At 57.4% G+C, this 25,647-nt stretch carries 19 protein-coding genes; 4 read left to right on the top strand and 15 right to left on the bottom strand.

Translation table 11 applies throughout. From position 1 onward, the window contains the following. The first annotated feature begins 503 nt into the window (after nt 1-503). The gene (locus AO065_RS14145; protein WP_004885086.1) at nt 504-8,099 is read left to right on the top strand and encodes an RHS repeat-associated core domain-containing protein; all 7,596 of its coding nucleotides are present in this window, start codon (nt 504-506) and stop codon (nt 8,097-8,099) included. A gap of 289 nt (nt 8,100-8,388) precedes the next feature. Here the strand turns inward: AO065_RS14145 and AO065_RS14140 are convergent, their stop codons facing one another. The 8 genes from AO065_RS14140 to leuS all read right to left on the bottom strand — a co-directional run bounded on the left by AO065_RS14140 (nt 8,389) and on the right by leuS (nt 15,966). Continuing rightward, nucleotides 8,389-9,762 carry a PepSY-associated TM helix domain-containing protein gene (locus AO065_RS14140; protein ID WP_004885084.1) on the bottom strand — a complete coding sequence of 458 codons (1,374 nt, stop codon included), beginning with the start codon at nt 9,760-9,762 and terminating at the stop codon, nt 8,389-8,391. Nucleotides 9,763-9,843: 81 nt separating this feature from the next. Next, on the bottom strand, nt 9,844-10,287 hold the full coding sequence (locus tag AO065_RS14135; RefSeq protein WP_032651800.1) for a DUF2946 domain-containing protein: 444 nt from the start codon (nt 10,285-10,287) through the stop codon (nt 9,844-9,846). 13 nt (nt 10,288-10,300) lie between these two features. Continuing rightward, nucleotides 10,301-10,762: a copper chaperone PCu(A)C gene (locus AO065_RS14130; protein ID WP_004885080.1), complete on the bottom strand. Its 462-nt coding sequence runs from the start codon at nt 10,760-10,762 to the stop codon at nt 10,301-10,303. 54 nt (nt 10,763-10,816) lie between these two features. Next, nucleotides 10,817-11,206: a DUF2946 domain-containing protein gene (locus AO065_RS14125; protein WP_004885078.1), complete on the bottom strand. Its 390-nt coding sequence runs from the start codon at nt 11,204-11,206 to the stop codon at nt 10,817-10,819. A 170-nt stretch (nt 11,207-11,376) separates the two neighbouring features. Next, the gene (locus AO065_RS14120) at nt 11,377-11,583 is read right to left on the bottom strand and encodes a hypothetical protein (protein ID WP_004885076.1); all 207 of its coding nucleotides are present in this window, start codon (nt 11,581-11,583) and stop codon (nt 11,377-11,379) included. A 4-nt stretch (nt 11,584-11,587) separates the two neighbouring features. Then, nucleotides 11,588-12,625, bottom strand: coding sequence for a DNA polymerase III subunit delta (gene holA / locus AO065_RS14115; RefSeq protein WP_004885074.1), 1,038 nt, complete (start codon nt 12,623-12,625; stop codon nt 11,588-11,590). A gap of 41 nt (nt 12,626-12,666) precedes the next feature. Then, nucleotides 12,667-13,272 (bottom strand): LPS-assembly lipoprotein LptE, encoded by a 606-nt coding sequence (locus AO065_RS14110; RefSeq protein WP_004885073.1) that lies wholly within the window; start codon nt 13,270-13,272, stop codon nt 12,667-12,669. Between the two features lie 87 nt (nt 13,273-13,359). Continuing rightward, nucleotides 13,360-15,966: a leucine--tRNA ligase gene (gene leuS / locus AO065_RS14105; RefSeq protein WP_004885071.1), complete on the bottom strand. Its 2,607-nt coding sequence runs from the start codon at nt 15,964-15,966 to the stop codon at nt 13,360-13,362. A 311-nt stretch (nt 15,967-16,277) separates the two neighbouring features. On the opposite strand from leuS, the gene AO065_RS14100 reads away from it, so the two are divergent. Further along, on the top strand, nt 16,278-16,628 hold the full coding sequence (locus AO065_RS14100) for a hypothetical protein (protein WP_004885069.1): 351 nt from the start codon (nt 16,278-16,280) through the stop codon (nt 16,626-16,628). 102 nt (nt 16,629-16,730) lie between these two features. Next, nucleotides 16,731-17,492, top strand: a complete 762-nt coding sequence (locus AO065_RS14095) for a YdcF family protein (RefSeq protein ID WP_004885067.1) — start codon at nt 16,731-16,733, stop codon at nt 17,490-17,492. Nucleotides 17,493-17,540: 48 nt separating this feature from the next. On the opposite strand, the gene lnt is transcribed toward AO065_RS14095, so the two are convergent. The 5 genes from lnt to miaB all read right to left on the bottom strand — a co-directional run bounded on the left by lnt (nt 17,541) and on the right by miaB (nt 22,951). Then, entirely contained in the window at nt 17,541-19,061 is a 1,521-nt protein-coding gene (lnt, locus tag AO065_RS14090) for an apolipoprotein N-acyltransferase (RefSeq protein ID WP_004885066.1), read from the bottom strand. 31 nt (nt 19,062-19,092) lie between these two features. Then, nucleotides 19,093-19,935, bottom strand: a complete 843-nt coding sequence (locus tag AO065_RS14085) for an HlyC/CorC family transporter (protein WP_004885064.1) — start codon at nt 19,933-19,935, stop codon at nt 19,093-19,095. Between the two features lie 5 nt (nt 19,936-19,940). Continuing rightward, nucleotides 19,941-20,438: an rRNA maturation RNase YbeY gene (gene ybeY / locus AO065_RS14080; protein WP_004885062.1), complete on the bottom strand. Its 498-nt coding sequence runs from the start codon at nt 20,436-20,438 to the stop codon at nt 19,941-19,943. Further along, nucleotides 20,431-21,453: a PhoH family protein gene (locus AO065_RS14075; protein ID WP_004885060.1), complete on the bottom strand. Its 1,023-nt coding sequence runs from the start codon at nt 21,451-21,453 to the stop codon at nt 20,431-20,433. The genes ybeY and AO065_RS14075 overlap by 8 nt, the downstream gene beginning before the upstream one ends. A 169-nt stretch (nt 21,454-21,622) precedes the next feature. Further along, complete coding sequence (gene miaB, locus AO065_RS14070; RefSeq protein WP_004885058.1) at nt 21,623-22,951, bottom strand: tRNA (N6-isopentenyl adenosine(37)-C2)-methylthiotransferase MiaB; 1,329 nt, start codon at nt 22,949-22,951, stop codon at nt 21,623-21,625. Nucleotides 22,952-23,079: 128 nt separating this feature from the next. Between miaB and AO065_RS14065 the strand changes: the two genes are divergently transcribed. Beyond that, nucleotides 23,080-23,406 (top strand): DUF1820 family protein, encoded by a 327-nt coding sequence (locus AO065_RS14065; protein WP_004885057.1) that lies wholly within the window; start codon nt 23,080-23,082, stop codon nt 23,404-23,406. Between the two features lie 36 nt (nt 23,407-23,442). On the opposite strand, the gene AO065_RS14060 is transcribed toward AO065_RS14065, so the two are convergent. Both AO065_RS14060 and hemL read right to left on the bottom strand, forming a co-directional pair. Further along, a complete protein-coding gene (locus AO065_RS14060; protein ID WP_004885053.1) occupies nt 23,443-23,991 on the bottom strand; it encodes a tetratricopeptide repeat protein in 549 nt (182 codons plus the stop codon). A 309-nt stretch (nt 23,992-24,300) separates the two neighbouring features. Further along, entirely contained in the window at nt 24,301-25,584 is a 1,284-nt protein-coding gene (gene hemL, locus AO065_RS14055; RefSeq protein ID WP_004885052.1) for a glutamate-1-semialdehyde 2,1-aminomutase, read from the bottom strand. Nucleotides 25,585-25,647: the final 63 nt, after the last annotated feature.

The following is a 25,647-nucleotide window of genomic DNA, read 5'->3' as shown; positions in this document are numbered from 1 at the left end:
CGCTGGGTGCGCAAAACGGGAAAAGCTGCCCGAAAAGACGGTGTGAAAACCTGTGCGCTGGTCCGACAAAGTCAGCTCTCTTCAGCGGGTTACACGTTGTTTGACAGAGGTCCCGCCCCGCCTGTGACGCCGCGCCCGCGCGCAACAAACACCGGAAATCGTGGGGGCGGACTTGTCCGCGATTGCTGTGCTTCAGTCGCAGTTCAGGGGGGGGCAGTGCTCCTCGCGTGATGAATGCCTCCACAGGGGAATCGCCGCCACCCTGTTCGCTGAATCTTTCTCGTACGGAAAAAGGACGTTGCGTCGGGGGCAAGTGCAGACATTCAACTACGTTAAGCGCCAGATGAAATCAATCGGCAGAAGCTAATTGCAATAACATCTAAGTAGTGTCAAAAGTGACAGGTTCTGTCCCGTATTACAGGCCGTAAGCTGAAAACTCACTGAGACGCTCAAAAACATTAAATTCGATCGTCTCTATAGTTTTTCTTACAGGGAGTATTGGAATGCCCACTCCAGCGGCCGCATCTACTGCCACCCCGAACACCGGGGTGATCAACTACAACGACATGGGCTACGTGCTGACCACCGATCCCGACGACACACTGCCGGACATGGACGGTTTTGACCGCGTGTTCTGTGGTAGCCCGGAAAACGGCTGGACAAGTCCTTGCGAGATAAAGGCCGGGCGCGACCTTGCAGTGGGGGAAACGCTCACCGCCTGGCTGATACGTCAGAGCGACGGAAAAATATTGGACCAAGTCAGTTTCACGGCCAGTGAAGAAAACTGCCACCAATCAAAATGGCCCAAAGCCTTCGCCCATGCATTTTATTGGGGGAACAGGCAAATGAAGGTGGGGAACTTTGATCGGAGCAACGAATTTCGTGACGATGGCTCGGCGTTGCCATTTCGACTTTGGCACTTTAGCTGTCGAAACCGCGCATTTACAAACGCACCATTTTGTACCAATCAAGTTCAAGCACTGGCAATGACCGGGGACGATCTTGCAGAGGGCACCCGATTGTGTGTTCAAGTACGGGATATCAATACGCAAGCGTTATATGAAAATCATTTTTTCACTGTAAAAGAAGGCCGTTCGACATTTCGGCAATGGGGAGAGGATCTCTGTGTAGCACTCAATAAGGGTAGCCAATTGTTGCGCGCCGGGGCGAAGTCTTCGCGGGCCGACAGCACTGTAACACCATCGTCTACCGGCAATGCGCTATGGATCCCACAGGATTCGGATCTGTGCGTCACATTGACATTGTCGGACTGGGTGCGCTTGGGAATTGTAGATGGAACACAAAAACTGTCTCCTGATCAGACCATCGAGGCTCACGTGGTGGACGCGTTTTCGCCACGAGATATAGTACCCGCCTTAACATTCAACGCCAACACTTCGCCCCGTGTGCAGAATGGCAGTTGGTTGAGCGATTGGGCGTGCCAGTTGAAGAATTCCGCTCTGGCTCCGTTCATGCGTTTGGGTGATTCTGCAATGCCGGGAAGCGATGTTATTCCTGCCAACGCTCAAACCGCTACGCTTTGGGGTACCGGCGACGCGCTGCGGGTATTCACCACCGAGCCGAGCATGGATAACTGGGTCTCAACGGCTGTTCCAATTGCAGCACTTTTTAAAACCCATCAGACCGAACTGGTAATAACAGTTCGCCGTCCAGACAGCTCCGAACTTCTGTATGCCGCGCGATTTACCCCTGCACAAGACGGTTCTGCCCCGCAAAACAAAGCACAGTGGGTTATGGCGTTTTGCGCGTTTGTGGATGCCCAGCATTGGCCGTACGTGAGGGTGGGTAAAAAGGACCCTCATTCTGGGCACTTGGCATGCACCGAGGCCGTCGCAAGCGAAGTAACGCTTATGGTGCCACGTGGCTCAGATTTCATGGTAGAACTGGAGACCGTCAGTTGGACCGAGGCACTATCAACTAAGGCGGATAGACCCGTATTCCTGATAGATGATCTCACTGGAAAAGTTATCCAGGCTTACCGCGGCCGAGAAGACGCGGTAAATGATAATAAAAAACTTGTAAGTTTAGACTCGGGGTATCCTGACATTGTTCCAGGGGGGGAAGTTCATTACTTGTGTGCGCTTCCATCGTTTTCGTTAACGACTGGACTGCCCGATGAAAACAAAAACGAGTGGGTGTTTCGTTTAAGTGCAGAGGCGAAAGAACTGAACATCAAAATTGTTGACTGCCCGGACTGGGGATGCAACGTTACATCAGAATCTGCTGTATGGTCCATAGACCCGGGGAAGAAACCTGGGCTGATTTTTCATTTTCCAGAGAGCGTGCCTCCTGAAAAAACCGTTGTAGTGGGTCATATCAGTCGCCTGTGCGGTTCCGAATTCTGGCGGCTGCCCCAGGCTGTCGAGTGTATTTCTCCACCCTTATTAGAGCGCTATGTTGCCAGTAGCCCGCTGTGTGAGGACTACGGCAATACGTTTCGCTCGGAAGTATTCGATGTGAGTGGGCAAAGCGAAACGGGGGTCGACGCCCAGACGGGGCTGTTTCACGCCCATTATCCTGTGGCGACACTCCAAGGCCTGGAAGGAAATGGTCCGGTTTGTGATCTGACCCTTCATTATTCGGCGTTGCGAGGCAACGAAGCTGCACTCGGCGACGGTTGGGCGTTTCGTTTTTCCAGCCTGGAAATTCGCGACCGCACGCTGACCTTGGCCAACGGGACAAGCATCGCTTTTACGGACGTAGACTGGGCTCGGCTCGGGCAAGGCCACTGTTTGAAAAAAGCAGCATGTTGGGTGACAAGTAAGGAGGGCTATGGCGAGTTTATCCTGGATTACCCAAGCGGAAATCGCGAATATTTAAATATACCGCAGGGCGATGGTTCGGAGCCCGATGAAGCACTGCGCCAAAAAATTATACAGCTGCTGCAACAAATTAAAGATAAAACCAAACCTCCACCCCCTGCGCCCAGCGGCTGGGACTGGTTGTTATTGGCAGCGTGTCCTGAGCTGTTCGCATCGGCCACGCATCGGGACTGGAACGAGGCGGTAAGCAAGTGGCGAGAAAATGTCAAAGTGATCGATGAAGCCATTGAGTACTGGAGCCGTCCCTTTACACAAATGCTCCCTACGAAGATTGTCTCTCCAGATGCTGGAGAGTTGAACCTGACGTGGAATCGATTGCTAGGCCAGTTCAGGCTCGTTGGGGTCAACAGTGGCGATGCCAAATTATTCGCCGCGACCTACACCCATGAAAAAGTGATGATGGATGTCTGGCCTGGCACGACAGCTGCCTATCAGGTTGAACTTAGATTGAAAGACTATCTGCTGGAGTCGATTCACCGGTATGAACCGGACCTCCCGAACCAGGCAGTCCAAGAGGTCAAGTGTCGGTATAGCGCAGATCCGACACTGGATCGTATTCTGACGTGCCTGGAGGAGGAGGACGGATCGCTTGAAATCGTCGCGTATCAAGCGGAAAGCATGCACTTCCCAAATGGTCAACCGGCATTGCCTCGCGTAACCCGGCATACCTTGATTCCGGGTGGACGGCAAAGGAATATAACGAGTTATCATGTTTACTCTGACAACAACTACTTGTCTAATTTTGGCAATCAATTTGACTCTTACGAAAACGACTTGTCTAATTTTGACGATAAATTCTCACACGTTGGAAACTTGCTGCGCGATCTAGGCTTTCTGGATTCAGAGCTTAGTCGTCTTAATCTTTCCAGGTTTCAATCAGACCAAGTTAGAGGTAAGCGGACAAGTCAATTGTTTATGAATATGTTCTACTGGGTCGGTTCCTCTAAGAATGATGGGCGGTCAAAGATTTTGACGGTGTTTGATTCAAGTCATCATAGCATAGGAGAGGTTAGCCTTAATGATGATCAGTGGGTCATAACGTATTCGGCCTATCAAGGTCTGGGCGATGATGGCGCAACACCTGAAAATCCCAATCTTCCAAAAGCGATCCTGACGTTGTGGAATCCCGACGAATGGGCTTTATTAAAGCAGGCAGTCGAGTTATATCGCAGTGGAGACATACCGGGATTTGCATTTATGGCGACCTGCTTGCTTGAGAGGTTCTCTCTTTTTGGACAAACGATAGCGCGCCCCAATATTTGTGACCTCATAGACCCGCGTTATAATAGTAAAGACATGGATTGTGAAGACCCAGACTCACCTTTCTTGCTCGGCGCGCAGGAGCTGCAGGCGTATATGGTTTCTACGTGCATCACGACGTCCCAATATTTTAAGTATAATAAAAATGATCAGTTGGAAAAAAGTGTTGCGGCCGATGGTGCTATTACAGTTTATTTTTACTATCCTGTAGCCGGTTCGGCGTTTTCATCCTCGAGGCTTAAAGGTATAGTCGGCGGTATTGATTTACCTGATTTGTCTTGCCCTAAAGTACCTGACTACACGTCACCTCCTCTTTTTGCAGAGTTTCAATATCAGGCATTCGGTTCGCGAATGCATCCCCTGCAACTCACGCTATATGGGTACAGGGAAAAACGGGGCGGGGCGCGAACTTCTCTGGTTGCATCCGATATTGTAAAGCTTGAGGGGGTGATTTTCTATCTGGATAGTTGGACTTTTGCGTTGGCTGACAAGCAGAAAGCGGCGCTGATTCGCCACGAGCGCGTGACTGAAAAAGCGCGCGCACCCAAAACGCCGAATGACGGGTGTAAAGTGTTCGTGTGGTCAGCCAGTACGGAGCAAACGACGTACTACAAGGGTGATAGTGTGAAACTGATTACTACCCTGAGTTGGGAAGATAATCCGCAGGTCAAGGGGTTTTTGCTTCGCACTGAGATGCAGACGGAAAAGGGAACAGAAACAGTATCCACCGAGATTCGTTCGCGTTACACCCGCCGTTGTGTGGTTCGCCGACAAGGTCGGGAGGAAGTCCGGTGGAGTTACGACCTAATGGGGCGTACGACTAGCGAAGAACGATTTGCCATTGCAACTGGCGCTAACCGGGCCAGCGACGATGCGGTTCCGTCTTCCGTGGAGCGGTCGGCCTACACTGCGGGGCCTCTTGGCGTGATGACAACAACTACACTCGCGACAGGCCAGGTGATCCGCACGTTATCGGATGGTCTCAAACGAGAGGTGCGTCGGGAATTGCAAGTGTTGAGCGCAAGTGACTCGCGGTGGTGCGTCCTGGATGAGGTCGAGTTTTCAGGGGATGAAACAACCCTGAATCATGCCAAATATGACTACTACCCAGGCGGCCTGAGACGCACGCAGGAAACAGGTGAACGGCAAGCGCTGATTATCGAACCGACGGCGTGGACGCAGACTGCGTTTCTGAAAAGTGACCCAGGTAAGAGCAATACCGAACAAGTTGTCGGCGTCGGCGCGCGTGAGGTGTTGACGCACACACTTCAGGAAGAAATATTGTCTGACGGCAGTGTGACGAACATTCAGAACTACTCGAGTATGGACGGGCTGAAACGCCCTGAGATGACAAGACAATACGACCCTGCTGGCAACCTGGTGCGATTGCATCGGGGAGGAGATGATCGCTCGCTAAGGTTAGACTATGATGACATTGGCCGAGTGACCCATGTGTATACAGCTGACGGAAGCTCTATCCATCGTGAGTATTTTGGATTGAGTAATGAAGTTTCCCGGCTACGGGTGGATGGGATAGAAATTGCCGCGCAACACATTACCTCTCCGTCTGTCATCGGTGATCGCACAGTGGGTGCGCGCAAATATTCTTATGGAAACAGGACGATGACCACTCCAAGTGGTCAAGTGTTCGGAACAGACACATCGGATGACGGGCGCGATACCTCGCTCACATTGGATGGCAAGCGACTCAGTACGCTCAGCTTTAACGATGATAAGCGCAACGCATCCGTTATGACTCATGAGGTTCAGAGTAAAGAGGGCTCGTTCTTGTTAGGCCCTCTGGGTAATACAATTTCTCGCCCCGAGTTTTGTGGAAACATTCGGTATGGTGTAAGTACTCCTCGAGGCGTTCGTACCGGCTGGGAAACCTGCTCGTTATTCGGACGCAAACTGAGTGGGCGACGTCTGGACGGCAGTGTATGGCGAGTTTTTTCAGACAGGAAAGATCGACCACTTCGCACCCGACATAATGGTGTGGAGATGCTGTACAGCTACAATTCGAGAGGGCTGACACAAGCGCAATCCACAGTAGCGCCTGAAAATCATAGTCGCTTCACTGCCGAATATATTTACGACGGCTTTGGTCAGGAGATCATACGGCGCTACCAGGCCAATGGCCGACATCTACTTCAAATTGATCAGTCCTGGTCTGACAGTGGCTTACTGGCGGGCAGCCGCTTATCACGAGATGGGGAGGTCGTCCGCTCTGAGGCAGTTGCTCATGACAGTTGTGATCGATTGGCCAGCTATCGCTGCGAGGCCCAAACTGAAAAAGACTATCCCGTCGATAGCCTGGGACGCCGAGTGAAAGAGCAGCTGTTCCAGTGGGATGGCCTGCAAAGATTACTTTCATGTAAGACACTGTTCATAGACGTTCCGGCTGAGCGACAAACGTATAGTTACGATGAAAATAATCCGACACGCTGTGTGGCGATCGAAACAGATTCGGGTTTAAATTCGAAACACTCTCTAAAATGGAATGCGGATGGTTTTCTGACAGAGGATTCAAATGGAAACACTTTTGGCTACAGTCCTAACGGCCAATTGCTTCACGTCAAGAATGCACAAGGCCAGTCGGTGGCGCGTTACATCTATGATGGTCACGGGCGTTTGGCTGCGCAACATGATGTCATTGCTGAGTGTACCTACGAGTTGTGCTATGACGGCGATACATTGTGCGGAGAAATCTGGTTTGACCGGGACGGGAAAGTAATCCGTCAAACGTCTCTGAATACAGAGCAGTCGCAACAAATACTCGAACCCGGTAAATGCCCACAGGTTGGTTTTTTGCTTGATAGTCCACACAGTGGAACCCTCAGTGTCTGGGGTGGGAGCGCCGAAACCAGTCAGCCGGTGAGCTGCTTCACACCTTTTGGTGAGAACAACAATGCGTTATCAGACTCCCTGATTGGTTACAACAATCAACGGAAAGACCCTGTCACTGGCTGCTATCACTTGGGAAATGGTGCTCGCACGTATAATCCGATCCTTCGCCGCTTTCAGCAGCCTGATAACCTCAGCCCATTTGGCAAGGGGGGGATAAACGATTACAGCTATTGCTGTAATCCCGTGGACTATAGTGATCCAAGTGGGCACATCATGCTCAGTCGATGGGGTAAAGATCGGCTGATTAGCCAATTAGAGCAAAGCTTGCGCGAAGCTCGCCCACAGCCAGTCGGGCGACGTTGGAGAGGGGTAGCACTGAATGCGGTATTTGCCGTAACCGGAGTTATATTGTCAATTCCCACTGGCGGCGCATCCTTCGTTTTCTTCGCGGCGATGACGGTGCTCTCAACGCTTTCGCTTGCTCTCGAAATCGCCGCTGTGGCGTTGGAGAACAGCAATCCAAAGCTTGCCAAAGCGCTGGGTATTGCTGCCTTGGTAGTGGGAGGCATATCGTCCATTGGCAGTTTGACGAAGGTTGGCCAATACGTGGCGGCGGCTGGCAGGGGGTTACGCTGGATATCGACCACCGCAGGGAAGGTTGCGGCAGGAGTGCAGGCCGGTGCTCGAGGTGCCCTGCGATTTTTTGACAACGCCAAGCGATTTGGGTTTAAGCATGCGTACAAGCTTGCTTCCAAAACCACAGGCCGAAAAGTAGGCGACATTGCGTGGTTATCGCCAACCGAGTTTGTCGAGTACCTGGGAAACGGAGAATTCCTGACAGGTACTGGAAAGCAGGCAGCATTCGCGTGGCAGCATCCTGATTTACGGAGCATGATGAAATTTACTAGAGAGGTCTATTCGGCTGTCAAGCCATATATGCTCCAAGGCTTCGATACCCTGAAATACCCGTTCAAAGCTCAGAATGCTTATGAAAGCAATCGCGATATGTTATCGAATTACATTGGGGATTGGATTGGAGCATCAAATGCATTAGAAGACCCCAAGTTGGCGGTACCGGCTTCGGGATGGACAAGCCGATGGCATATGAAGGAGGAAGGCATTGGTTCAGTTGGAAGAATGGCTGTCTGACATTATGCCAGGATCTCTTGCAAATAAACGCCTTCACCCGCTTTGAGCCGCAAGGGTTGGACAGGGTCAACGCCGAGATTTGGCCCTTGGCGTTGTCCGGGCAGGCCTGGCTTTTTCTCCGGCTTACGACATAAAAGGAAACGCCCCGACTTGTCGGGGCGTTTCAACTGCGTTTTCACACAGTCCGCAAAGGCGGCTTTTTTATATCTTGAAACTACGAAGCCTGATCCTGTCAGGTGAGGAATTCATCACAAAACCGCCCGCCGGTTTCAGGCCCCGTGCGTGCAATTTAAGCTGCTGCAGAGGAATTAGCAAAGCGAGAGAAAACTATTCGGTCAAATAGCCAGACGACCACCAACGAAACCCCCACCAGCGGAAACGCGACCGCGATGCCAAACATGATCACCATGGCGGTTTTCCAGCGGGGCAGGTCGTGACGCAGTGGCGGTACGCCGAGGCCGCCCTGGGGACGACGTTTCCACCAGGTCACCAGCCCGCTGACGGCGCTGAGCAGGATCATCAGACAGGCGAGGAAGATCAGCACCTGGTTGATCCAGCCGAAAAACTTGCCCTCGTGCAGCATCACGCCCATCTCGGTTGCCCGTGAAACCAGGCTGTAATCCTGCCAGCCCACATCAGCCAGCACCTTGCCGCTGTACTGGTCGATATGCAGGGTGGCGTCGTTGCGTGGGTCATCGGCAAACACCGATACGGTAAATACGCCTTCGGCAGTTTTGGGCGCAGTGATGCTGTAGCCAGGCGCGATGCCCTTGGCGGTTGCGATGTCGACCACCTGTTGCAGGCTGATCTTCGGCGCTGCCGGGCCTGCCGACATGCCGTGCTGATGCATGTGCTCGGCATGCTCACCGGTCGATTGCGGCATCGGCGTGTTTTCCATTGCCCACGGCACGGTCTGGGCGCTGGCGGTGTTGAGTTCGCCGGCCATTTGCGTGGACTTCGGCACATCGGTCCACATTGCAGCCGGGAAGGTATTCCAGACCGCTGCGTACTGTTTGCCCCACATGCCGGTCCAGGTCATGCCGCTGAGCAGCATGAACAGCAGAATCAGTGATCCCCAGAAGCCAGTCACCGCATGCAGGTCCTTCCACAGCACGCGACCTCGCGCAGTCAGCCGGGGCCATAGCACGCCTGCGACGCGTGAGCCCCGTGGCCACCAGAGGTACAGCCCGGAAATCACCAGCATGATGCCCCAGCCTGCCGCCAGTTCGATCAGCCGGTCACCGACAGTGCCGATCATCAGCTCGCCATGCAGCGCGCGGGCAATGGCCTGCAGGTTCTGCTTTGCGTCCTGAGTGCCCAGGATTTCACCGCGATACGGATCGATGAAGACGTTTACCTCACGGCCCTCATCAAGAATCACGAACTGCGCGCTGCCTTCGGCGCTCACGGGTGGGAAATACTTGCTGATGGCGGCCTGTGGGTAAGTGCTCAGTACGCGATGTTGCAGCTCATCGGCATTGATCTGATGGTGAGCAGGCGTCACGCTCAGCAGGTCGCTGTACATCAGGTTGTCGAGCTGCGGCTTGAACAGGTAAATCATCCCGGTCAGCGACAACAGAATCATGAAGGGCGCAACAAACAATCCGGCGTAAAAATGCCATCGCCAGGCCAGGTTATAGAAAGAAACGGTGGGTTTTGACACGGTCAACGCTCCCGAATAGGGATAACACAGCACAACCTGCGCGCAGCCGCTGGCTGCGTACGGTCATGAAATTTTCTGGTTTCAGGCTGTGAGCAGCGTTGGCGGGGCCCGACTCCGGGCATTGGGGAAGATCGCTCGCCGCGCATGCCCGAGCAGGGGCTGCGCTGCGAAAAAGTCTGCATGCCCGGGCGGAGTCGCTGCGACCAGCACCGGGACATAGGGAAGCGCAGGGCAACTGAGCAGCAGCGTGCAGTAACCGCATTTGGCCCACAGCGCATGGTCGCTCGCGCCTGCATCAGTCGCAGTGGCGTGTTCACTGCCGTGATGAGCATGGGTGTCGGCCGAACTGCCCATGTCCATCGACATCGCAGGCGGCATCGACATACCGGCGTGCTGATTCATCGGCATCGACTGGGAAATCAGTGGACCGATGAAGATCATCAACATGGCGAACAGGCTCAGCCACGCACCCCGGTTTTTAACGGGGGCGGCTGATCGTTCGCGGTCTCGGCGCAGGGCGCTCAATCTGGAGGGCTACTCAGTGCTGGTGTTCGGGTGCCTGCTTTTGTACCACGACCTGCACCTCAACATCTCCGGCCTTCTCGAAATGCAGCGTCATTGGAAAGCGTTGTCCGACGAGCAGCTTCGAGCGGTCCTTGATGTCCAGTAGCATCACGTGCCAGGCCATGGGCGCAAAGGTCACGGTAGCGCCAGCGGGTACGTCCACGGTCTGCACCTGCTGCATTTTCATCAGGCCATCTGCCTGAAGGTGTTCATGCAGTTGGGCCTGACCTGCAATCGGGGTGTCGACGCCGAGCAGTCGGTCGCCTGTGTCACCTTTGTTTTCGAGCACGAAATAGGCAGCTACGGTTGGCGCATTGGGCGGCAGTTCCATGGACCACGGGTGGGCGATCATGATCTTGCCAGCGGTGTACTGGTGAGCGTGGGCGAAACAGGCAGGCAGCAACAGTGCGGCCAGCACGAGGGCTTTCTTGAGCATCGGGGTTCTCCGGTCAATCCATTCAGGTGCATCGAGGCACGGGCAAACGGGGTATCAGACCGGCGGAGAGGCTCGAGGATTGGCGCTCGGCCATTCCAGGCGCGGCGAGGCATGGATCAGAAAAATCGCAGGCGCGAAGCGCTCAGGCTCCAGACGCGCCACCAGCCCATGGCTGAAACCGGGCGCAATGACGACGAACACCGATCCCGAGCAGCACGGACAATGCTGCATCGCGGACTGATGTTGTTGCCCGTCAGGCATGCCTTGCGAGGCTTCACTCAACGGAATGGCGACCAGCCGCGTGCCGCCACCACCACAGAACGCTCCCCACAGCACCTGCTCCCCGGCCACACGTGGCGTGCTGGGTGACAGTGGCATGGCCAGCAGACTGAACAGCACTGCAAAGCAGGCAATCCAGACCGTTGTTGTGCGTCGTTGAGACATCACAGGTTCCGTTCATGTCGGGTGATCAACCCCGCCATTTAGCCTGAATGAGGGGGATAAGTAAAAAGGGCAGGGAGTGACGGGGTGTCGCGGCTCTTGAAGAATCGTTTCTTTCAGGCTGGCTGCGCTTCGGTTGACGGGTGTCTGCCGTTGCTGACAGCACCCACTGCTCAATGCACGAACAGTGCGACGATAGAAAACACCAGAATCACGAATCCGGTGGCGCTGGTCCATCCGGCTTGCCAGTTGTCTTTGAGCCAGGAGCCTTTCTTCGGGTATTTACCCCACGTCACGACCCGCACGATCGGCCAGCCGATGGGATAGCAGATATAGCGAAGCGGGATTTCGAAAAACAGCTGAAAGAATGCGTCTGACACGGGATCACTCCGCTGGCAACGGCAACCGTTGTCCGGCCATCAACAGCGCCAGCCGACTCAGGCTGCTCCATGGTGAGCCTGCTGCCTGACCCTTGATCTGCGCATCAATGCGTTGCGCATCCATGAGCAACTGGCTCCAGCGCTTCGCTGAATGACGTTGCAGGGCCTTGCTCATCAGCGGTTTGCGTTTGTCCCAGACCGGCGGACGGGCTGAACTGAAGATTTTGTCCATGGGCACGCCCTGACTGAATTGCAGGGACATGTTGGCCAGCGCACGCAGCTCGCGGGTGAGCGCCCAGAGAATCACCGGCGTTTCGACCCCTTCGCCGCGAAGCCCTTCCAGCATGCGCAAGGCATGTGCCGCTTCGCCGTTGAGGACGGCATCGGTCAGGCCGAACACATCGAAACGTGCACTGTCGGCCACCGCCGCCTGCACGGTTTCGACGGTGATCTGTCCGTCCTCGGCCATCAGCTTGAGCTTTTCGATTTCCTGCGCAGCGGCCAGCAGGTTGCCTTCGACACGTGCAGCGATCAGTTCGACCGCATCCTGAGTCGCCGCCAGCCCCGCCCCTGAGAGGCGCTGACGAATCCATTGCGGCAACTGGCCGATATCCACTGGCCAGATTTGCACGAATTGGGTTTGCGCGCCTTCGACCAGCGCCTTGCCCCACTTGGTTTTCTGCGCGCTGCCATCCAGCTTGGGCAGGCTGATCAGAAGCAGCGTGTCTTCGGCAGGCCGGTTGCAGTATTCGATCAGTGCTGCGGCACCCTTGTCACCGGGCTTGCCGGAAGGCAGGCGCAGTTCAAGAAGGCGACGCTCGGCAAACAGTGACATGCTGGCGCCGGCCTGCAGCAGCGTGCCCCAGTCAAAGCTGGCATCGGCGCTGAACACCTGGCGTTCGTCGAAACCTTGCTGGCGAGCCGCTGTGCGGATAGCGTCGGCAGCTTCCTGGCAGAGCAGCGGGTCATCGCCACTGATCACGTAGACCGGTGCGAGTGTGCCTTGCAGGTGTTTGCCGAGTTGGGCGGGGGCGAGTTTCATCGTAGAGAAATGCCGGGGCCGGCGAACCGGCCCCCGGACATTTACCTGTTCGGGATTTCAACAGGCGACTGTTGAGGTGTTGAGTCACGAATGCGCTGAGCTTCTTCCAGAGCGTCGGCCTCAGCCTTGGCAACTGCGTCGGCCTTGGCCTGCAGTTCGTCCAGACGAGACGGTGTCAGTTGCTGCAGGCGCGCCATCATTCTCTGAATCAACTCGTTGCGCATTTCGCCACGTACCTGAGCCGCTTCCTGATCGGAGCCGGTCAGGTTGTTGCCATCGTGTACGTAGGAACGGTCCACGCTGACCTTGTCGCCGAGCAGGAAGCGGTCTTTCTCGCCACGCACTTCATAGTTGAGCGTCGTGGTCAGCTGGTACTCGGCCGAACGGCCCGAGCCGCTGAAGCTGGCGTTACGTTGTGTTTCTGCTTCGTTGACCAGCACCAGCTTGTACGGCGCGCCAGTGTAGACCTTCACGCCGGAGCTGGTCAGTACACGCGTGAGCTGGGTAACGGTTTCGCCGTAGGCATTACGCGCGCTGACATCCAGTTCCTTGATGGCCAGGTCGGTCGTGCCGGTGCCACGCAGATGAAAGCCGCAGGCGCTCAGCAGAACGGCAAGGCCCATCACCAGCAAATTGCGTTTGATCATCTTGATGCTCCCCTTGAATCCTTGTGGGCCGACTTCGCGTCCCTTGGAAATATGTTCGGCACCCGGTCTGCCGGGTGCCCGATCTCATCAGCTTGCGACGATATTGACCAGTTTTCCTGGCACAACGATTACCTTGCGGATCGTCAGGCCATCAATGAAGCGCAGTACGTTTTCGTTGATCCGGGCAGCGGCTTCCACTTCTTCGCGGCTGGCGCTGGCAGGCATCTCGATGTGACCGCGCAGCTTGCCGTTGACCTGGATCACCAGTTGCAGTGTGTCCTGCACCAGAGCGCTTTCATCCAGCGCAGGCCAGCCTGCATCAATGACTGGCGTTGTGTGGCCCAGTTCCTTCCACAGCTCGTGGCTGATGTGCGGCGTGATCGGCGCCAGCAGCAGGGTGACGGTTTCCAGTCCTTCCTGAAGCAGGGCGCGATCCTGCGCAGTAGCCTGCGGGACTTTTTCCAGCACGTTCATGAGCGTCATCACCTGGGCGATGGCGGTGTTGAACTTCTGGTTCTGACCAATATCCTGGCTCGCCTGTTTGATCGCCTGATGAATCGAACGGCGGATAGCCTTCTGATCATCGCTCAACGCGGCGGTATCCAGCTTGCCGGACACACCCTGCGCGACATGGGCCTGTGCCAGACGCCAGACGCGACGCAGGAAGCGGCTCGAGCCTTCAACGCCGGAATCGGACCATTCCAGGCTCATGTCAGGTGGCGAGGCGAACATCATGAACAGGCGGCAGGTATCTGCGCCGTACTGATCGATCATGGTCTGCGGGTCGATGCCGTTTTTCTTCGACTTCGACATCTTTTCGGTGCCGCCGATCTCAACCGGCAGGCCGTCGCTGGTCAGTCTGGCACTGATGACCTTGGCCTTGGCGTCACGCTCGAGCGTCACATCGGCCGGGTTGATCCAGGTCTTCTTGCCGCTGGTTTCCATGCGGAAGTAGGTTTCGGCGTTAACCATGCCCTGGGTCAGCAGGTTCTTGAACGGCTCGTTGGACGTCACCAGACCTTCATCGCGCATCAGCTTGTGGAAGAAGCGTGCGTACAGCAGGTGCAGGATGGCGTGTTCGATACCGCCGATGTACTGATCGACCGGCAGCCAATGGTTGGCGGCGCTTGGCTCGACCAGGCCACCTTCGTAATGCGGGGAAGCGTAGCGGGCGTAATACCAGGAGGACTCGACGAAGGTGTCCATGGTGTCGGTTTCACGCTTGGCCGGTGCGCCGCATTTCGGGCACTTGCACTCGTAGAACTCGGGCATGCGCGCCAGCGGTGAGCCTGCGCCATCCGGCACGACATCTTCCGGCAGCACCACGGGCAATTGATCTTCAGGGACCGGCACGTCACCACACGTGTCGCAGTGCACGATCGGAATCGGGCAGCCCCAGTAGCGCTGGCGGCTGATGCCCCAGTCGCGCAGGCGGAACTGGGTGCGTGACTGGCCAAGACCTTTCTTGATCAGCGCAGCTTCCATCGCGTCGAACGCAGCGGTGAAGTCCAGGCCGTCAAACTCGCCGGAATTGATCAGCACGCCGTGCTCGCCATAGGCTTCCTGCCACGGCGCCGGGGTTTCGTCGCCTGCGCTGGTGCGCACCACGGCCTTGATCGGCAGGTGGTACTTGGTGGCGAACTCGAAGTCACGCTCGTCGTGCGCAGGCACAGCCATGACCGCGCCGTCGCCGTAATGCATCAGCACGTAGTTGGCGACCCACACCGGCAGCTTCTCGCCGGTCAGCGGGTGCTCGACGAACAGCGACGTCGGCAGGCCTTTCTTTTCCTGAGTGGCAACGTCGGCTTCAGCAACGCTGCCGCCCTTGCATTCATCGATGAACGCTTGCAGTTGTGCGTCTTCCTTCGCCGCCAGGGTCGCGAGCGGGTGCTCGGCGGCCACTGCCACGTAGGTTGCGCCCATCAGCGTGTCGGGACGGGTAGTGAAGACTTTCAGCGTGCCGGCTTCGCCGATGCTGGTCTGGTCGTACGGGAACTGCACTTCCATGCCACGGGATTTGCCGATCCAGTTGCGCTGCATGGTCTTGACCTGTTCAGGCCAGCCCGGCAGTTCGTCGAGGCTCTCCAGCAGCTCATCCGCATAAGCGGTGATCTTGAAGTAGTACATCGGGATTTCGCGCTTCTCGATCAGCGCGCCCGAACGCCAGCCGCGACCGTCGATGACCTGCTCGTTGGCCAGAACAGTCTGGTCGACCGGGTCCCAGTTCACGGTGCCGTTCTTGCGGTAGATCACGCCTTTCTCGAACAGGCGAGTGAACAGCCATTGTTCCCAGCGATAGTAATCAGGCTTGCAGGTGGTGATTTCACGCGACCAGTCGATGGCCAGGCCCAGGCTCTTGAGCTGGGTCTTCATGTAATCGATGTTTTCGTATGTCCACTTCGCTGGCGCGACGTTGTTGTCGATGGCCGCGTTTTCCGCTGGCATGCCGAAAGCGTCCCAGCCCAGTGGCTGCAGGACGTTCTTGCCCAGCATGCGCTGGTAGCGGGAGATCACATCACCGATGGTGTAGTTGCGCACATGACCCATGTGCAGCTTGCCGCTGGGGTAAGGGAACATCGACAGGCAATAGTAGGTTTCCTTGCCTGGCTGTTCACTGACTTCAAAAGACTTTTGCTCTTCCCAGAAGGTCTGGGCGGCGGCTTCGATTTCGCGGGGCTGATAGAGTTCGTGCATGGCTACTTTTGACTAAAGATTAGTGACCCTTGACCTCTTCATTGCTTCGCCGAGTCAGGTCTGCACCGCTTGCCGGACAATTGCAACTGTCTGTGCGGTGCGTACAGGCTCAAGAGAGCGGAAGTGGAATGGCAGGAAGCGTCGTAGCATACATGAGCGCCGTCTATCGAGGGAGTCCTGATTGCTATGCGTGGCGGCCACGGCCCCGTCCAACCGCTGTCTCTGGCCGTTGGTCGCACTTATCCGCCTGTTCCGGCAGCGGCGCTAAGCTCATTCTCGAGGGTATGTTCTATCTTCAGTGAGGTGAGCGGATGACAGAGTTGCAGCACGCTGTAAGCACTTATGAGCTGTATGAACGTTTGATCGATCGTCTCGGGCTTGCTCTTGAAATGGCAAGTACCGCGGTTCGGCTCCGAAACGAGTCGCCTGCCGTACTTGAGCTCAAAGGGTTGAGCAGTGCCGAGTTCGAGTGGATCGAGGCCTACCTTGAAAAAGGCGCGATGGCGGCAAACGGGGCTGTTAAAGGTAAGTCAAAGGGCAGTTTCACGCGATCACCGGAGCAGACCAGTTTGGCCAGGGCGCCTGGACAGTCAGCCACTATCATCTGGCTGAAAGATCGAAAGCGCGGCAGGTCATCGATGCGGTCAGGCCGCAATAACTGATACGACGATCAGGCTTTCCCCCGGCAGGCTGCGGGCCTGCCTTTTAAGCATTGTTGCTTAGCTTCAAAACTTTTAGGCTTCGGGCATCTCTGGAGATGTCCGATGCCTTTGCGTTACCTGCTCAAGACCCTTCTTCTGCCTCCCGGCATTCTATTTCTATTGCTGATCCTGGCCTGGTGGTTGCGACGTTCGCGGCCGCGTATGGCTGCCGTGTGCTTCGTGACCGGCCTTGGCGGGTTGTGGCTGATGAGCCTGCCGGTTGTCGTGGAGTGGGCCGCAGGCAGAATGGAGCAGGTTCCGCCTCTGCCGCAGGCCCAGTGGGCGAGTCTGGCGCAGCAGGCCGACGCGATTGTGGTGCTGGGCAGCGGGCGCGAGCGCAACTCGCCGACCTGGGGAGGCGATGTACCCACGGGCATTGGTCTGGAGCGACTGCGGCTGGCGGCGCGCCTGTCCAAGGCGTCCGGGCTGCCCGTGCTGACAACGGGCGGCCTGCACTATGACGAGCCTCCCAGCGAAGCGGCGATCATGGCGCAGTCGCTGCAGGATGATTTCGGCGTCGCCGTGCGCTGGCAGGAAGGTCTGAGCCGGACGACCTGGGAAAACGCTACGCTGACCGCCGGTATTCTTCAGCCCCAAGGCATCAAGCGGGTTGTGCTGGTGACCCAGGCCTGGCACATGCCGAGGGCGCGCTGGAGTTTCGAGAAGGCCGGTTTTACCGTGGTGGGTGCGCCCGTGGGTTTTCTGGGCGTGGACAATGCCCGGCCGTCCGGCGGCTGGCTGCCCGAGAGCCGGGTGTTCATGCAGAGCGGCGTGTTGCTCAACGAAGCGATGGGCTTGCTGGTCTATCCGCTGATTTACCCTTAGGCAGCCGCCAGGAGCAATCCCGCAGGCCGGGATTGCTCTGAAGCCCGATCAGACCGTCTTGGAGATGCGTGCCGCCAGCAAGGCCCAGCCAAACAGCAGCAGGCAGACAATCGCCAGAGGCCACGAACGCCAGTGCAGGTAAGGCGTCAGGCCTTGCATCGGCACTACGTCGCCATACAGCACGCCACGCTCGAACTGCGGAATCTGCACGGTGATCCTGCCGAACGGATCAATGAGTCCTGTTACGCCGTTGTTGGTGGCGCGGATCATCCAGCGTCCGGCTTCAAGCGCGCGCATCTGGGCCATCTGCAAATGCTGCAGCGGGCCGATCGAAGTGCCGAACCAGGTGTCGTTACTGACCGTCAGCAACAGATCGCTCTGGGCCGACAGGCCTGCGGCAAACTCTGGGTAGACCACTTCGTAACAGATGAAGGGTGCGATGTGATAACCCTTGGCCTGCAGCAGTGCCTGATCGTCCGGGCCTCGGGCGAAGTCCGACATCGGCAGGTCGAAGAACGCGATCAAACCGCGTAATACGTCCTGCAGCGGCACGTATTCGCCGAACGGAACGAGTTTCTGCTTGTAATAGGTGCCGTCACCCTGGCCGACCACGGTGATGCCGTTGTAGTAACGGTATTCGCCACGCCCGGTCAGTTCGCGTACTGGCACGCCAGTGATCAGCGCCGCGCCACGCTCGGAGGCGAATTTGCCCATCATCGACAGATAGCCTTCGGCGCTTTCCTTGAGCACCGGTACGGCGGTTTCCGGCCAGACGATCAGGTCGGCCTGTTGCGACCTGAAGGTCATGTCGCGGTACAGCGCCAACTGGTCGTTAAGCTTCTGCGGGTCCCACTTCATGCTTTGCTCGATGTTGCCCTGCATGGTGACCACTTTGAGTGGCTTGCCGGACGGTGATGTCCAGGCATAACCCTTGAGTGCCAGTCCGGCGACCCAGGGCGCTACCAACAGCAGCACGCCAATCGCCAGAAAGGATTTACGCGCCCGCAAGCGGTGCAGGTTGCACAACAATGCAGCGGTCAGGCCCAGTGCGAAGGAAATCAGCCAGACGCCGCCCACCGGTGCAAGTCCCGCCAGCGGTCCGTCGAGCTGGCTGTAGCCGGAATACAGCCACGGGAAACCGGTGAGAAACCAGCCACGAAATGCTTCCTGGCCCAGCCAAAGTGCAGCGAAAGCCAGCGCATCGGCCAATGGCGCTTCGTTACGCCGCAGCCAGCGCGCCCAGACCCAGGCGGGAAGGGCGAAGAACAGTGCGATGGCGGCGATGAACGCCAGCATCAACAACCCGGCCAGCAGCACCGATGCGCCGCCGTAGGTGTGAATGCTGACGTAGATCCAGCTGGTACCCGCGCCGAACAGGCCGAAGCCGTAGCACCAGCCGCGTCCCAGCGCCTGGCGCGGACTCAGTTCGCGCAGCCCCAGATAAAACACCGCGACTGCCACCAGGATCAGTGGCCAGACATTGAACGGTGCCAGTGCCAGGGTCGTGAGTCCGCCAGCGACGACGGCCAGCAGGTTGCCGGGCCAGCCGGGACGCGTAATCCAGCGCATGTAGGTTCCTTAAAGCGGCATCAGGGTGGTTTTACGGGCGATTGATGGGGCTCAGACGCAGCAGGTGGATGCGACGGCTGTCTGCGCTCAGGATGCGGAAACGATAGGCACCGATTTCGGTGATTTCGTTGCGCTTGGGCAGGTGGCCGAAAGCATTCATCACGAGGCCGCCGACGGTGTCGAACTCTTCGTCGGAAAACTCGCTGTCGAAGAACTCGTTGAAGTTTTCGACCGGCGTGAGGGCCTTGACCAGGAAGTCACCGCTGGGCAGCGGCTTGATGAAACTGTCTTCCTCGACGTCATGCTCGTCTTCGATGTCGCCGACGATCTGTTCCAGCACGTCTTCAATCGTCACCAGACCCGCCACGCCGCCGTACTCGTCGATGACGATGGCCATGTGGTTGTGGTTGGCGCGGAATTCGCGCAACAGAACGTTGAGACGCTTGGACTCCGGCACGAAGGTCGCCGGGCGCAGCAGTTTCCTGACATCGTCACTGTCGCCGTCGGGCTTGAGGATCAGCGGCAGCAGATCCTTGGCCAGCAGCACGCCGAGGACGTCGTCGTGGCTCTCGCCGATCACCGGATAGCGCGAGTGCGCGGCATCGATGACAGCGGGAAGGAATTCGCGGGGTGTCTGGGTCGCCTTGATGCTGATCATCTGCGAGCGCGGCACCATGATGTCGCGTACCTGCAGGTCGGCAACCTGGATGGCTCCCTCGACGATGGCCAGCGCTTCGCTGTCCAGCAATTTGTTCTGGTGGGCTTCGCGCAGCAGCTCAAGCAGCTCCTGGCGGTTTTTCGGCTCATGGACAAAAGCCTGGGTCAGTTTACCCAGCCATGACTTTTGTCCGTTGCTCGATCGGTCTTCGCTCATAGCCCTTACTCGTGGTCCTTGCTTGATGTTTCTGAATGTTGAGGTTCGGTGTCGTCGTCGGCATAAGGGTCGGGATAGCCCAACTCATCAAGCAACGTTCGTTCCAGCGCTTCCATCTCTTCGGCTTCTTCATCATCGATATGGTCGTAACCAAGCAGATGAAGACAGCCATGAATCACCATGTGCGCCCAGTGGGCGTCCACGGCCTTGTTCTGTTCAGTCGCTTCGCGATTCACCACCGGTACGCAGATGACCAGATCGCCCAGCAACGGGATGTCCAGCATGTCATCCGGTACATCGGCCGGGAAGGACAGTACGTTGGTGGCGTAGTCCTTGTGCCGCCAGGTGTGATTGAGTTCACGCCCTTCGACTTCATCGACCAGTCTGATGGTCAGTTCGGAGTCGGCACTGCGCTGACGCAGACCCATTTCACACCAGAGGCGGAACTGGGCTTCGGTCGGCGCAGGGGTTTCGCTTGCGACTTGCAGGTCCAGCTCAAGCATCGCGGTTCTTGTCCCGAGAGTAACTGTTGTTGCTCGACGAGCCGTCGCTGAAACGATCATCGAAGCGCTCATAGGCTTCAACGATGCGTTGCACCAGCGGGTGGCGAACCACGTCCTTGGGCTTGAAGTGCGTGAAGCTGATGCCCGGCACGTCCTTGAGCACATCGATGACATGTGTCAGACCCGACTTGGTGCCCTTGGGCAAGTCGACCTGGGTGATGTCGCCGGTGATCACGGCGGTGGAGCCGAAGCCGATACGGGTCAGGAACATCTTCATCTGCTCGACGGTGGTGTTCTGACTTTCGTCGAGAATGATGAAGCTGTTATTAAGGGTGCGTCCGCGCATGTAAGCCAGCGGTGCCACTTCAATGACCTGTTTCTCGATCAGCTTGGCAACGACCTCGAAGCCGAGCATTTCGTAGAGCGCGTCGTAGAGCGGTCGCAGGTACGGGTCGATCTTCTGGGCGAGGTCGCCGGGCAGGAAGCCGAGTTTTTCACCCGCTTCAACCGCAGGGCGCACCAGCAGGATGCGGCGGATCTGTTCACGCTCCAGCGCATCGACTGCGCAGGCGACAGCGAGGTAGGTCTTGCCGGTACCGGCAGGGCCGATGCCAAAGTTGATGTCGTTGCCGAGGATCTCTTTGACGTAGCGCTGCTGGTTGATGCCGCGCGGGCGGATCATGCCCTTCTTGGTGCGCAGCGCAACGCCGACTTCGGCGGCCGGGTGGTTATCCAGCCCGTCGACGCCTGATTCCTGCAGGAACAGGTGAACCATGTCCGGCGTCAGGTCGGTACCTTTTGTTTCGCGGTACAGACGGCGCAACAGATTTTCGGCCGAGGTGGTGTGTTTGGCGTCGCCAATGAGCTCGAATTGATTGCCGCGATTGCGGATCTCGATGTCCAGGCGTTGTTCGATCAAGCGCAGATGCTCGTCGAGTTGCCCGCACAGGTTGGCGAAACGATGGGCCTCGAAAGGTTCGAGGGTGAAACGATGAGGTTCTATGGGTGCGTTCAAGGTCTTTTAATGGCCGTCCGGCGGCAATTGAGATGTATTGAAGAATACTCCCTGGCGGTGGTCAGGCGAAAGCCTTGCCTTCTGCGTGGAAGATTCACCGTGCTCAATGGTAGGGACCGCACGGAAACGAATTCATTCGGCCATTCGTTTCCGCGACGGGGCGCAAGGGTTATTGAAGCAGAGATCCGCGCAGGGAATGAGGCTGTGCGTCATCGATATGCACATCGGCGAACTGGCCGATCAGTTTCGGGTTGTCGCAGCGGAAGTTGACGATCCGGTTGTTCTCGGTACGGCCCTGCAGCTCGCCGGGGTCCTTCTTGGAGTAGTCGGTTACCAGAATGCGCTGGGTGCTGCCAACCATCTGTCGGCTGATCTCGAATCCCTGCTGGTTGAGCCGGTGTTGCAGCGCGGCCAGACGTTCTTTCTTCAGGGCTTCCGGCGTTTCGTCTTTCAGATCGGCCGCCGGTGTGCCGGGGCGCGGGCTGTAGACGAACGAGAAGGAGAAGTCGAAACCGACGTCCTCGATCAGCTTCATGGTGTTTTCGAAGTCTTTCTCGGTTTCGCCCGGGAAGCCGACGATAAAGTCGGAGCTGATGCAGATGCCCGGCACGGCAGCCTTGAGCTTGCGCAGCTTGGACTTGTATTCCAGCGTGGTGTGGTTGCGCTTCATGGCCGCCAGAATACGATCCGAGCCCGACTGCACCGGCAAATGCAGGTGTTTGACCAGCTCAGGCACTTCGGCGTGGGCCTGGATCAGGCTGTCGGAAAACTCCAGCGGGTGCGATGTGGTGTAGCGAATGCGGTCGATGCCATCGACCGCAGCGACCACGCGGATCAGGTCCGCCAGGTCTGCGACACGCCCGTCGTGCATGGCACCGCGATAACCGTTGACGTTCTGACCCAGCAGCGTGACTTCGCGCACACCGTTTTCGGCCAGATGAATGACTTCAGTGAGCACGTCATCGAACGGTCGGCTGACTTCTTCGCCGCGGGTGTAAGGCACCACGCAGAATGTGCAGTACTTGCTGCAGCCTTCCATTACCGACACGTAAGCGCTCGGGCCATCGACGCGTGGCTCGGGCAAATGGTCGAATTTTTCGATTTCCGGGAACGAGACGTCGACCTGTGGCAGGCGCGTGATACGTGCGGCGTCGATCATGTCCGGCAGGCGGTGCAGTGTTTGAGGGCCGAAGACCACGTCCACATAGGGCGCGCGGTCGCGGATGGCCGCGCCTTCCTGACTGGCTACACAGCCGCCAACGGCGATCACCATTTCCGGCTTGGCCAGTTTCAGTTCGCGCCAGCGGCCCAGTTGGGAGTAAACCCGGTCCTGGGCGCGCTCGCGAATCGAGCAGGTGTTAAGCAGGATCACGTCGGCGTCTTCCGCGCGGGCGGTGACTTCCAGGGCCTGATGTTCGCCCAACAGGTCGACCATGCGCGAGCTGTCGTACTCGTTCATCTGGCAACCGTGGGTTTCGATATAAAGCTTCTTGGCCATTCGTGATCATCAACTGGTTCAAAGAACCGCGCATTATAGGGGCGATACGCTTGGGTTCCTAGGGGCGATCCGACGGGCATGCTATAGTGCGTGCCCCTTTTTCATCCGCGAATCGTTACCCGCCAACCATGACCAAACGCGAAGCTCCAATCTACAAGGTGATTTTCCTCAACCAGGGCCAGGTGTTCGAGATGTACGCCAAGCAGATCTATCAAAGCGATCTGTGGGGTTTTCTGGAAGTGGAAGAGTTCGTCTTCGGCGAGCGCACGACAGTGGTGGTCGACCCGAGCGAAGAAAAGCTCAAGGCCCAGTTCGAAGGCGTGGTGCGCAGTTTCGTGCCGATGCATTCGATCGTGCGTATCGATGAAGTCGAGCGCATGGGCACGCCGAAGATCAGCGAAGCGAAGGGCGTCAGCAATGTGATGCCGTTTCCCATGCCGATGCCGGAAAAGTAGCCAGAGAGTCGAGACTGTTGCCCTGAAGACAATCGATCAGGGCAATGGGGAGAACGGGCTGCGGCCTTCGGCCGTCTGCAGTTCCATGAGGTATTTGCGGAAAATCTGTCCCAGTACCTGAGTGGCGACTTCCAGCTCGTCGCGCTTCATTTTTGCCGAAACTTCGTCCGCTGCGTCCAGTGCATCTTCAGATCCGTTGACCGCTGCCATCTTCAGCACGATATAGGCCTGGATGTTATTGGCCTGCACACCTTCGCCGCGACTGAACATCAGGCCCAACTGATATTGCGCCTGCGCGTGACCCTGCAACGAAGCCTGCTCGAAATAACCGAGGGCTTGTGGCAGATCGCGAGGTACATTCTTGCCTTCGTAATAGAACTCACCCAACTCGTACTGCGCCTGTGCATCCCCGGACTGAGCGGCCTGCTGACAGGCTGCAAGTGCAGCGGGCAGGTTCTCAGGCTGAGTATTGAGGGTGCAGCGACCCATCGCTGGGATCAACAACGAGTTGCTGCCGGCAATAGCCAGCAGAGGATAGACAAGCAACAGGCAGCCCAATGCAAGGGTGCGGCCGGTGCGGTTCATGGAAGTCGACTTACCTCTGAAAAAGGTGCGGGCGTGCCCGACCAGCTAAACGTGCTGGCTGCGCATTATGAAATAAGCAGAGCCAACCTTACAAAGTCTTTACGGATTTTCTGCTGCGCGGCCAGTAAAAACCTACGGACCCTCAGGCGAAAAACCCTGAAGCAAGACAGTCGTTTCCCATGTTTGCGTCGATTGATCACGTCAATCGCATTGCAGTGTAGAAGCTAATTGCTGCAACAACGTTCAGTTTCATTCACCGATATGGATTCGTGCAGGCGAAACTTGCCTGCACGAATCATCCGCAGCAGCTTATTTAAGCGCAGCGAAGGCCTTTTCGGCAGCATCCAGCGTCAGCTGCAATTCGGCATCGCCATGGGCAATGGAAGTGAAGCCTGCTTCGAACGCGCTTGGCGCCAGATACACACCGCCTTCGAGCATCAGATGGAAGAAGCGCTTGAAGCGGTCGGCGTCACTGGTCATCACGTCCTGGAAGGTGACGATTTCCCTGGCATCGCTGAAGTACAGGCCGAACATGCCGCCCGCCTGGGTGGTCACGAACGCAATGCCTGCGGCGTCAGCGCGTTGTTGCAGGCCTTCCAGCAGGCGACGGGTGTAATCGCTCAGTTCATCGTGAAAGCCCGGACGGCTGATCAGGCGCAGCGTGGTCAGACCGGCAGCCATTGCCAGCGGGTTGCCGGACAGCGTGCCTGCCTGATAGACCGGGCCGAGCGGGGCGATGTGCGACATGATTTCGCGTTTGCCGCCGAAGCAGCCGACCGGCATGCCACCGCCGATGATCTTGCCGAAGGTGCTCAGGTCTGGCGTCACGCCGTAGTACGCCTGTGCGCCGCCGAGGGCAACGCGGAAGCCGGTCATGACTTCGTCGAAAATCAGCACCACGCCGTGCTCGTCGCACAAGTCGCGCAGGCCTTGCAGATAACCCGGCGCTGGCGGTACGCAGTTCATGTTGCCAGCCACAGGCTCGACGATGATGCACGCCACTTCCTGGCCCACTTGCGCGAGCATGTCACGCACCGCTTCCAGGTCGTTGAACGGCACGGTCAGGGTGTGTTTGGCAAAGGCTGCAGGTACGCCCGGCGAGCTCGGTACACCCAGGGTCAGTGCGCCGGAACCAGCCTTGACCAGCAGGCTGTCGGAGTGGCCGTGGTAGCAGCCTTCGAATTTGATGATGCTGTCGCGGCCGGTGTAACCACGGGCCAGACGGATGGCGCTCATGGTGGCTTCAGTGCCGGAGCTGACCATGCGCACCATTTCCATCGACGGCACCAGCGAGCAGACCAGATCGGCCATCTCGGTTTCCATGGCGGTCGGTGCGCCATAGGACAGGCCGTGTTCCAGTTGGCTGCGTACTGCGTCGAGTACTTCCGGGTGGCTGTGGCCAAGAATCATCGGGCCCCATGAGCCGACGTAATCAACGTAGCGTTTGTCGTCTTCGTCAGTAACGTAAGCGCCAGCAGCGTGCTTGAAGAACAGCGGTGTGCCACCCACGCTCTTGAACGCACGAACCGGCGAGTTCACGCCACCGGGAATATGTTTTTGAGCATTGGCGAACAGTGTTTCGGAACGGGACATGATCGGGTCTCTGCTTTGAAACGAGGAAGTCGGGTCTACGCTGGCGTCAGCCGAGGTGAGCAG

This window comes from Pseudomonas viridiflava (assembly GCF_001642795.1).
Classification (GTDB): Bacteria; Pseudomonadota; Gammaproteobacteria; order Pseudomonadales; family Pseudomonadaceae; genus Aquipseudomonas; species Aquipseudomonas viridiflava.
This window is presented reverse-complemented; position numbering and strand designations above follow the sequence as displayed.